General features: G+C 35.2%; 1 pseudogene. It reads right to left on the reverse strand.

Going from position 1 to position 1,346, the window contains the following annotated elements:
- Positions 1–206: 206 nt before the first annotated feature.
- Positions 207–1,220 (reverse strand): annotated as a pseudogene (locus IG80_RS0111930) (DUF6829 domain-containing protein); the annotation flags it as partial.
- Between the last annotated feature and the right edge of the window lie 126 nt (positions 1,221–1,346).

The following is a 1,346-nucleotide window of genomic DNA, read 5'->3' on the forward strand; positions in this document are numbered from 1 at the left end:
TCTAGATTTCGGTAGCTTAGGGGGTAGCACAAATACTAGCGCCTGCATTGTAGAATAATGGTAGGTAAAAAATGTCGGTAACGGAATCTTAATGCTTTATAGGGAGTATCCAGAGTTATTTATACCTCCAAGTCTACTGCTCAAACTTGTAACATAACCAACTAACGTATTTTAATCAAAAAAATTTAACTTTTCTTCGCTTTGTCTTAAGACTGCACTAATTCAACATTTCCTTGAGGATCAATAGTAAAATTATTATTTTCGGCAAGTTCTACATTATCTCGAAGTTGACCTGCAATTTTATTAAAATTAAGCGTTAGATTTATATTATAAGGAATATTTGCTTTATTGTGCCGATAAGCATGTAAAATCTCTGCTATAAGTGGAACACCTTTTGTAACGCACTGGTGAATTGAATCTTCACGGGATAACTCTTGCTTAGTATAAGCACTCATAAGATTGACAAGTACAGCAGGGATATAAGTTGGTGTTCTTTCCTGTCTAATAATTAATGGGTTAAGTTCAGCAAGCAAAGTGCTTTTCATTTTAGGTTTAATTTGGCTGAAAGCTTCTTGAAGGATCTTCCCATCTTCTTTTGTATAAAGCCGCATCATAGCGCCAATGCGCGCTACAGTATACTCCTCATCAAAACTTAAATTTATACCAAGCCAAGACGCACGTTGCGATAAGTAATGCTTCAGAGCTTCTTGCTCAGAATGATTTGATAAATAATGTAAAGCCTCTTTAATGACTTCAATTGTTTTAAATGTATTCTCAGTCATGACTTTTGATCCAGCATTATTCTCATGACCCCGAGCAGCGCTAACATCGCATATATGTGTTAAAATCTCAAAATCAAATCCTCGAGGATTGTTCCTAAGAATAGTCGAATTCTTCAATTTTTCTAATATTTCCGGTCCTCCTTCAACATGTGTGACATGTCCTAAATGGACAAGGCCTTTTGTTCTTTTAAGTTGTTCTTGATGTGAAGGTGTCAATAATTGAAAAGTTGGAAAAATCTGCGGACATTTTTTGAGGCATTTGTCTAAAAAGAGGTCATGATCAGCTTCAGAAATCTTATAAATTTTAGATTTTTCATGAGCCACTTGCGTTTTACCCATATCTCCTAATATTAAATTGATTTCAAGAAGCTGTAGCTGGGATAGGTCATTTTGAATAATTTCTTGGGCAAATGAATGTAATCGCTTAAATGACGCGTATGTAAGCTTTTCACTAGATCATTGGAGAACGGTAAAGCGTTCATACGCCTCCTTACTACCATCATTAATCAAGTACAAGCACACTAAGCTAAGAATAGTTCTTTCAAATTCAGGATAGTGGGCATT

The organism is Candidatus Paracaedibacter symbiosus, assembly GCF_000757605.1.
GTDB classification, from domain to species: domain Bacteria; phylum Pseudomonadota; class Alphaproteobacteria; order Paracaedibacterales; family Paracaedibacteraceae; genus Paracaedibacter_A; species Paracaedibacter_A symbiosus.